Source organism: Mycobacterium sp., assembly GCF_032162605.1.
Taxonomy (GTDB): Bacteria; Actinomycetota; Actinomycetes; order Mycobacteriales; family Mycobacteriaceae; genus Mycobacterium.
Map to the genome: position 1 here is coordinate 1 of NZ_JAVROT010000634.1, position 7,717 is coordinate 7,717.

Genomic DNA, 7,717 nt, shown 5'->3' on the forward strand with positions numbered 1-7,717 from the left:
GAAGCCGACTCGGTGTCACTGCCCGCCAGGGGCTGACCTCAGACGGGCATTCCGATGGTCTTGACCTCGAGGTACTCGAGGAAGCCGTGCTCGCCGTTGCGGCGGCCGAGCCCGCTCTGCTTGGTGCCGCCGAACGGGCTGGTGATGCCGAAGTGGGACTTGCCATTGATGGTGACGTTGCCGGTGCGCATCCGCCTGGCGACGGCCATGGCCCGGTCGACATCGCCAGAGGACACCTCGCCGGACAATCCGTAGATGGAGTTGTTGGCGATCGCGACGGCGTCGTCGTCTGTGTCGTACGGCGTGACGGTCAGCACTGGACCGAAGATCTCCTCCTGCGAGATCTGGGAGTTCGGGTCCACGTCCGCCAGCAAGGTGGGCTGGACGTAGTAGCCTTTCGCCAGGTTCTCGGGGATGCCGCCGCCGGTGACCAGACGCGCACCCGATTCGATGCCGGATTTGACGAGGCCGAGGACCTTCTGGCGTTGGGTTTCGCTGATCTGGGGGCCCTGCATGTTGCCAGGCGTCCAGGGGTCGCCGACCGGGAAGTTCTCCATGCTGGTCTTGAGCAGCTCGATGCCCTCGTCGTAGCGGCTGCGGGGCAACAGGATTCGGCTGGGCAGGATGCACGACTGGCCCGACATGACGCAGGCCATCATCGCGGCCAACGGCAGGGCGGAGTTGAAGTCGGCGTCGTCGAGCACGATGTGGGCGGATTTGCCGCCGAGCTCGAGCAGCGTCTTCTTCACCGTGGCCGCGCCCGCGGCCAGGATCGCCCGACCCGTCGCAGTGGATCCCGTGAACGTGATCATGTCCACGCGCGCGTCCGCCGACAGGGCGGCGCCGACGTCGTTGGCGTTTGAGACGACGACGTTGAAGACGCCCGCCGGGATGTCGGTCTCCTCGGCAACGATCCGGCCGTACTCGCTGCCCGACCACGGGGTGAGCTGCGCGGGTTTGAGCACCACGGTGTTCCTTGTTGCGCTCCAACGCGTCGTGCAACTGCGTCAGGCAATGGAAGCGGAACTCGACGTCGCGCGACCAGTCGGTTTCGTCGAAGGCGCGGCGCGCCGCCCCCACTGCACGCGCCACGTCCTCGACCGTGCCATCGGTGGCCTGCCCGGCGACCTGTTCAGTGGCCGAATGGATGACGTCGAACGTCGCACCGCTGCCCGTGTATTGAAGCTCGCCGTCGATCAACATCCGCTCGTCGCCGGCCAGAACACCCGCATCGCTCTGCACGCTAGTCATCTAGCTAGCTTTACAAACTATCGGCGAGATGTCAGGGCGTTGGGCCGATCAGTACGACAAGAGAGCCGATCGTCAGTCAGGCGGCTTGATCCCTACGGCGTGGCGGAGCTGCGCCAGGAACTGGTCGTCGTCATCGCTGCGCACGATGTAGTGCGATACCGCGACCCGGACCGCGGTCGCCGCCTTGACCCCAGCGTTGGGCCCGGACAACAGCCTCTCCAGGCGGGCGCGCATCTGCGGGATGATGTTCGCCAACTGCGCGATCACGACCTCGGGCTCGATGTCGACCAACCGGACACCCGAGTAGGACTGCTGGTAGGAGACGATGAAGCGCAACGCGGCGTCGAGCTTCTCATTGCCGCGAAGGCCTGCCGTGGCCCGGTTGGTTCCCGAATCGAACATCTCGCGCTCGTAGCGGCCGAACGCAGCGAGGAGCTCGCCCTTGGAGGCAAACCAGCGGTACAGCGTGGGACGAGAGACCCCGGCCTGCGCCGCGACCTCGGAGAGGCTGAGCTTGGCCTGGCCGCTGCGCGCAAGAACCTCGTTGGTGGCGGCCAGGATCCGGGTCCGGGTCGAGGTGTCGTCACCGACCTCTGGGACGGCGCGCTCCGCGGTCATCGGTTCATTCACTTCCAAGCCCTCGGATCCGGAGAACGTTGCAGATTCACTGCTGATCGTAAGGTACCCAGGTGCCGCCACCGCGGCCAACTGCGCAATCACGCGCTTGCCGAGGGGAGGTTTGCGTGGCTGGACCGCTGGCAGGGATCAAGGTCGTCGAACTCGGAGTCTGGGTCGCGGCGTCCGCCGCCGGAGGGATACTCGCCGACTGGGGTGCCGACGTCGTCAAGATCGAGCCTCCGTCGGGAGACCCGGCCCGCATGTTCGGGCGAATGTTGCAGATCGAGTCGGGGGAGAACCCGCCGTTCGAAATGGACAACCGCTCCAAGCGCAGCATCGTGCTGGACCTGACCACCGCCGAAGGGCAGCGGGTCGCATTCGAGTTGCTGGCCGGTGCCGACGTGTTCGTGACCAACGTCCGGCCCGGCGCACTGCAGCGTCTCGGCCTCGATTTCGAGGCGGTGACCCGGCGCAATCCGCAACTGGTCTATGGCCTCATCACCGGGTATGGCATGGCGGGACCGGACGCCGACCGCGCGGCCTACGACGTCGCCGCGTTCTGGGCCCGGTCCGGACTGGCCGACCTGCTCACCCGTCCGGGATACACACCGCCGTTCCAGCGCGGCGGAATGGGTGACCACTCCATCGCCATGACGCTCGCGGGCGCGGTCTGCGCCGCCCTGGTGGCGCGCCAGAACTCCGGATCCGGCCAGCTCGTCACGACGTCGCTCTACCGCCAGGGAGCCGACCGATCTGAGAGAACACGTCGTAGGAGAAGGCGTCCCCGGGGTGACGCAGAGGTGCGTAGCGCACCGGGTCCAGGGTCTTCAGCGACATGTCGAAACCCCCGGGGCTGTCGCCGCCCTGCACGCCCACCTCCTGCGCCGAGACCGCGACGTAGGCGTATCCCTCGCGCAGCATCTCGCGATGGGCCATGAACCACACCGCGGGCGCGTCGATGCCGCCGGAGACGTTGAGCCACTCCACCAGAACCGTTCCGTTGAAGGCCGACACGTGCTCCGGCGTCAGGACCACGATCCGGGTGGTGTAGTCCGCGTCGCGGGCCGGCGCGACACGCCACCGCCCGTCGGTGTCCAGGTCGTCGGTCGCGGCGTAGGACGTGGCCGTTCCGGCGATGAAGAACTCCTCGGCCCGGTAGCCCAGTGCTGCGACGTCGTAACTGCCGAGCAGCAGGTTGGGCTTGCCGGGTACGGCCGTGACGACCGGACCCGTCATTTCGTCACGCCGACCGGGAGCTCGGCGATCACCTCTGCGCGGGTCTAGTCGAAGGTGAGGCATCCGCGGATGGGAAGGGTTTCGGGCGGGGTGTCCTGGTAACTCCATGCAACGTCCTCGTGGACGGCGTCACCGACCGCGGCCGACCAGTAGATGGCATCGCCCTTGTAGTTGCAGTAGCTCGTCGACTCGGATTGCCGTAGCAGGTCGGTACGGACCATAGATGGGTCGACGTAAAGCCGTGGAGCGAGTGATGTTTCGAAGACGATCACGGTGTCGGTGGTGTCGACCAGTGCAACGCCGCCGACCGTGACGCGCAGGAGGCGGATCGTCGGTCGGCAGTCGACGCGGTGGTATGGGTTGGGCGGGTAGTGGACGAGCTTGCGTCCCTCCTCGAACCACGTGTCGACGGCGTTCCACGGCACGTGGACGTAACCCGGCGCCTCGGGCACCGCGTCACCAGGGAGCGCTGCGACCTCGTCGGCAGGAAACGCATAGCTGAGCGCGTGGTCGCGGCGATGCACCACGAGCGCGTGCTCGGTGTCGATGACGGTACGTCCGTTCAGCACCGCCTGGATGCGACGGGCGTGCGGTTCGAGGTACACGTCGGCGGGTAGCGGAGTCGAGAACCAACCGACCGGATCGACACTGAGGGGACCGCGGCCCGCGACGAGACTCATCACTCCAGGTTTACAACAATTCGCCCCTTTGTCACGTCGAAGTCACGTCGAGCCCCGACGAGACCGTGGCCTCGGGGGCCGACCCATCGGGCCTAGCGGGTCCAACCGCGGTGACGCAGCCACCAGTCGCGGAACACGATGCCGAAGATCGTCAGCGCGAACACGATGAGGAAGATGTCCTCGACGTGACCGACGTGGTTGCCCCTCAGCATGGCCAGCATGAACAAGCCCGCCAGGATGCCGCCGATCTGGATGGCGCGGTGGTTATCCTTCGACCATCCCCAATTCGCCGACGGCACGTCTTCGACGTCAACGCCGGTGTGTCGTTCGACCTCGGTGTTCGCCACGGCTGCTCCTCAAGGGTCCCAATCAACGTCCCAGTGAACAGAGCCCATTCTGGCATACGACACGGCGTCGTATTCAGCGGATGGCCTCGTAGCGGCGCAGCGCCTCGACGCGTTCGGCGGCGTGGTCGAGCATCGGCTCCGGATAGTCCCCGCCGCCGACCTCGGGCACCCAGCGCTTGACGTAGGCGCCGTCGGGATCGAACGCGTTGCCCTGCGTCGTCGGGTTGAACACCCGGAAGTACGGCGCGGCATCGGTCCCGCACCCAGCGACCCACTGCCAGCCGTGCTGGTTGCTGGCCATGTCGCCGTCGGTCAACTGCTCGAGGAACCACCGCGCACCCCACTGCCACGGCAGGTGCAGATCCTTGACGAGGAACGACGCGGCGATCATCCGCACCCGGTTGTGCATGAAGCCGGTCTCGGCGAGTTGGCGCATACCCGCGTCGACGATCGGGAAGCCCGTCGCGCCCGCCTTCCACGCCTGGAACCGCATCTCGGCGTCGCGGTCCTCGTCCACCGCGATGCGGTCGAAGGACTTGTTCCAGTTCCACCACACGCTGTCCGGCCAGGCGTGCAGAACCGAGGCGTAGAAGTCGCGGAAGGCCAATTCCCGCAGATAGGCCTGCGCGCCCTTGCCGCTGCCGAGATCGGCAGCCATGGTGCGCGGGTGGATGGTGCCGAACTTGAGGTGCGCTGACATCCGGCTGGTGCCGTCGCGGTCGGGCCGGTTTCGGTCGTCGGAGTAGTCGCTCAGGGTCGAGTCGACGAACTTCTTCCACTCCTTGCGGGCCGCGGCTTCACCGGCGGCGTGGTCGAGTTCGGCGTCGCCCGTCGGGACGTCGACGCCGCCGCTCACGTCGGTGGGGTCGATCCAGCGTGCCGACTTCGCGCCGGTCTTGGCGGGTGTGCGCCAGCCGTGTTCCCGCCACGCCGCGTAGAACGGCGTGAACACCTTGTAGGGCGTGCCGTCGCCCTTGGTCACCCGGCCGGGGGACACCAGGTAGGGCGAACCGGACTCCTCGAGCGGCACGTCGGCGAGCGCCCCGCGGACCGCAGCGTCGCGACGCATCCCGAACGGAGAGAAGTCAGCGGAGACGTGCACCGCGGTCGCGCGGATCTCCTTGACCAGAGCGGGGATTCGGGACTCTGGACGGCCCTGGGTGACCAACAGTCGCCCGTCGAGCCCGTCGCGGAGCTCCCGGAGCGAGTCATACAGGTACTTCAGCCGCCGTGGGCCTGCGGTCGCCCGCAACCGTGGATCGAGGACGTAGCAGGCGAGCACGTCCCGATCTTCTCGAGCGGCGTCGAGGATCGGCGGTAGGTCGTGCAGGCGCAGGTCGCGACGGAACCACAGCAGCGAGGGCATGGCCTGAGCTTGCCCGGATTCCGCCCTGGAAAAACGCCGTCGTGGAGCAGGCTGGTGCGATGCAGTTCTGGTCGGGCACGGCGTTCATGACCACCTCCGACGCCCTTGCGGTCACGCGAATGCTCGACGAAACCGGCTTCGACGGCATGATCTGCGCCGATCACCTGATCTACCCACGGACGTTGACGTCGCCGTACCCGTCCGGCGCGGATGCCCCGCCGTGGCCGCCGGAGACGGCATCTCCGAGGGCCGAGTGGCACTGACGGTCGGGGCGGGCTGGATGCGCGAGGAGTTCGAGCTGCTGGGGCAATCGTTCGGCAATCGCGGAAAGCGGCTCGACGAGATGATCCCTGCGCTGCGGGCGTTGTGGCAGGGCGGCTGGGTGGGCACCGCCTGCACCTGGAACGACGCAGTGCCATACCTCGAGCGCCTTCGGGCCTGCGCCGCGAGTGCGGGCGGGGCGACGAACCGTTCGAGATCATGCTCGCGGCTCGTAGAGCTCCGCGCTCGGCGCGTCCAAGAGCGGGCCGAGGATCTCGGCGTCACGGCGGTGGTGTGCGCACCGTGGATGGGGACGGCCGAAGGGGAATCAGGGCAGGTCGCGCAGTTCCGCGGGCCCATCGAGCGCTTCGCCGAGACCGTCATCGCGAAACTGCGCTAGTCCACTGTCACAATCCCACCATGACGCCGATCACCGACGATTACCCACGCGACATGGTGGGATACGGCCCGCACCCGCCCGATCCGGGCTGGCCCGGCGGCGCCAACATCGCCATGCAGTTCGTCCTGAACTACGAGGAGGGCGGGGAGAACAACGTCCTGCACGGTGACGAGTCGTCCGAGACGTTCCTCTCCGAAATCGTTGGCGCACAGCCCTTCCCGAACCGACACATGAGCATGGAGTCGCTGTACGAGTACGGCTCCCGGGCGGGGCTTTGGCGGGTGCTGCGGATGTTCGACGAGCGTCAGCTACCGCTCACGATCTTCGGCGTCGCCACGGCTCTCGCGCGCAACCCAGAGGCGCTCGCCGCGTTCCAGGCCAGGGACGACGAGATCGCCTGCCACGGTCTGCGCTGGCTGAGCTATCAACTCATCGACGAGGACACCGAGCGCGAGCACCTGGCCGCCGCGGTCCGCCTGATGACGGAGCTGACCGGCACGGCGCCGCTGGGCTGGTACACGGGCCGGGACTCGCCGCGGACGCGCCGACTGGTGGTCGAGCACGGCGGCTTCCTCTACGACTCCGACTCCTACGCCGACGACTTGCCCTACTGGACCCGGGTGGACGGCAAGGATCACCTCGTCGTTCCGTACACCCTCGACACCAACGACATGAAGTACGTGTCGCCCAGCGGATTCCCCAGCGGGACCGACTTCTTCACCTACCTGCGTGACGCGTTCGACGTGCTGTACGCCGAGGGCGAGGCGGGGGCTCCGAAGATGTTGTCGATCGGCTTGCACTGCCGCCTCGTCGGGCGTCCCGCACGCATCGCGGCTCTCGGGCGGTTCCTCGACTACGCGCAGTCCCACGACAAGGTGTGGATCACGCGCAGAGTCGACATCGCCCGGCACTGGGCGCAGAATTTCCCGCCGCGGACCACCGGCGGGCTTTGTTAGCGTTGGGCGATGCGAGCACCGGTGCTGATGGCCGCCCTGCTGCTGGTCGGCGCGGAGTTGGTGGTCGGACCGGCACCGCAGGCCCACGCCGCCGATCTCGCAGGCAAGATGATCGTCCTCGATCCGGGCCACGGTGCCGCTGCCGACGGACCGCTGGGTCGCCAGGTGCCCAACGGCCGCGGCGGGACCAAGGACTGCCAGACCACGGGAACCGCCACTGATGCAGGTTTCCCCGAGCACACGTTCACGTGGGACGTCGCGCTGCTCGTCCAGAACGCGCTCAACGCGATGGGCGCCCAGACCGTGCTGTCCCGCGCCGACGACAGCGGCCCGGCGCCGTGCGTGGATGCCCGCGCGGCCGCCGCGAATGCCCAGCACCCCGACGCGATCGTCAGCATCCACGGTGACGGCGGACCCGCATCCGGCCACGGCTTCCATGTCAACTACTCCGCCCCGCCGCTCGACGACGCCCAATCGGGACCGTCGATTGCGTTGGCGAAGACGATGCGCGACACGCTCGTCTCTTCTGGCCTGACGGAGTCGACGTACGTCGGTTCCGACGGCCTGTACGGGCGTTCGGACCTGGCCGGCCTCAACCTCGC

8 protein-coding genes and 3 pseudogenes are annotated in these 7,717 nt (G+C 67.7%); 5 read left to right on the plus strand and 6 right to left on the minus strand.

The annotated features are described in order from the left end of the window. Positions 1-38: 38 nt before the first annotated feature. Both QOI01_RS36110 and QOI01_RS36115 read right to left on the minus strand, forming a co-directional pair. Positions 39-1,251: pseudogene (locus QOI01_RS36110) on the minus strand (aldehyde dehydrogenase family protein). A 72-nt stretch (positions 1,252-1,323) separates the two neighbouring features. After that, on the minus strand, positions 1,324-1,869 hold the full coding sequence (locus tag QOI01_RS36115) for a TetR/AcrR family transcriptional regulator (RefSeq protein WP_526389048.1): 546 nt from the start codon (positions 1,867-1,869) through the stop codon (positions 1,324-1,326). Between the two features lie 125 nt (positions 1,870-1,994). Here QOI01_RS36115 and QOI01_RS36120 point away from each other — a divergent pair. Beyond that, positions 1,995-2,615, plus strand: a pseudogene (locus tag QOI01_RS36120) (CaiB/BaiF CoA transferase family protein); the annotation flags it as partial. Here QOI01_RS36120 and QOI01_RS36125 read toward each other — a convergent pair. The 4 genes and pseudogenes from QOI01_RS36125 to QOI01_RS36140 form a co-directional block, all read right to left on the minus strand. Continuing rightward, positions 2,611-3,105, minus strand: a pseudogene (locus QOI01_RS36125) (alpha/beta hydrolase domain-containing protein); the annotation flags it as partial. The pseudogenes QOI01_RS36120 and QOI01_RS36125 overlap by 5 nt on opposite strands. A gap of 44 nt (positions 3,106-3,149) precedes the next feature. Further along, positions 3,150-3,785 (minus strand): DUF427 domain-containing protein, encoded by a 636-nt coding sequence (locus QOI01_RS36130; RefSeq protein WP_526389050.1) that lies wholly within the window; start codon positions 3,783-3,785, stop codon positions 3,150-3,152. A gap of 92 nt (positions 3,786-3,877) precedes the next feature. Beyond that, complete coding sequence (locus QOI01_RS36135; protein WP_526389052.1) at positions 3,878-4,132, minus strand: DUF2631 domain-containing protein; 255 nt, start codon at positions 4,130-4,132, stop codon at positions 3,878-3,880. A gap of 73 nt (positions 4,133-4,205) precedes the next feature. Then, positions 4,206-5,498 carry a cryptochrome/photolyase family protein gene (locus tag QOI01_RS36140; RefSeq protein WP_526389054.1) on the minus strand — a complete coding sequence of 431 codons (1,293 nt, stop codon included), beginning with the start codon at positions 5,496-5,498 and terminating at the stop codon, positions 4,206-4,208. Between the two features lie 59 nt (positions 5,499-5,557). On the opposite strand from QOI01_RS36140, the gene QOI01_RS36145 reads away from it, so the two are divergent. The 4 genes from QOI01_RS36145 to QOI01_RS36160 all read left to right on the plus strand — a co-directional run. Further along, positions 5,558-5,761 (plus strand): hypothetical protein, encoded by a 204-nt coding sequence (locus QOI01_RS36145; protein WP_526389055.1) that lies wholly within the window; start codon positions 5,558-5,560, stop codon positions 5,759-5,761. Continuing rightward, positions 5,719-6,159: an LLM class flavin-dependent oxidoreductase gene (locus QOI01_RS36150; RefSeq protein ID WP_526389057.1), complete on the plus strand. Its 441-nt coding sequence runs from the start codon at positions 5,719-5,721 to the stop codon at positions 6,157-6,159. The genes QOI01_RS36145 and QOI01_RS36150 overlap by 43 nt, the downstream gene beginning before the upstream one ends. A 20-nt stretch (positions 6,160-6,179) precedes the next feature. Further along, complete coding sequence (puuE, locus tag QOI01_RS36155) at positions 6,180-7,115, plus strand: allantoinase PuuE (protein WP_526389059.1); 936 nt, start codon at positions 6,180-6,182, stop codon at positions 7,113-7,115. 9 nt (positions 7,116-7,124) lie between these two features. After that, positions 7,125-7,717, plus strand: a 593-nt coding sequence (locus QOI01_RS36160; RefSeq protein WP_526389061.1) for an N-acetylmuramoyl-L-alanine amidase, incomplete at its 3' end; no start/stop codon positions are given.

Bases quoted from the DNA above. Each gene is read 5' to 3' on its own strand.
- QOI01_RS36115 (WP_526389048.1), bottom strand. From the start codon at position 1,869: ATGACCGCGGAGCGCGCCGTCCCAGAGGTCGGTGACGACACCTCGACC.
- puuE (WP_526389059.1), top strand. From the start codon at position 6,180: ATGACGCCGATCACCGACGATTACCCACGCGACATGGTGGGATACGGC.
- QOI01_RS36140 (WP_526389054.1), bottom strand. From the start codon at position 5,498: ATGCCCTCGCTGCTGTGGTTCCGTCGCGACCTGCGCCTGCACGACCTA.
- QOI01_RS36145 (WP_526389055.1), top strand. From the start codon at position 5,558: ATGCAGTTCTGGTCGGGCACGGCGTTCATGACCACCTCCGACGCCCTT.
- QOI01_RS36130 (WP_526389050.1), bottom strand. From the start codon at position 3,785: ATGAGTCTCGTCGCGGGCCGCGGTCCCCTCAGTGTCGATCCGGTCGGT.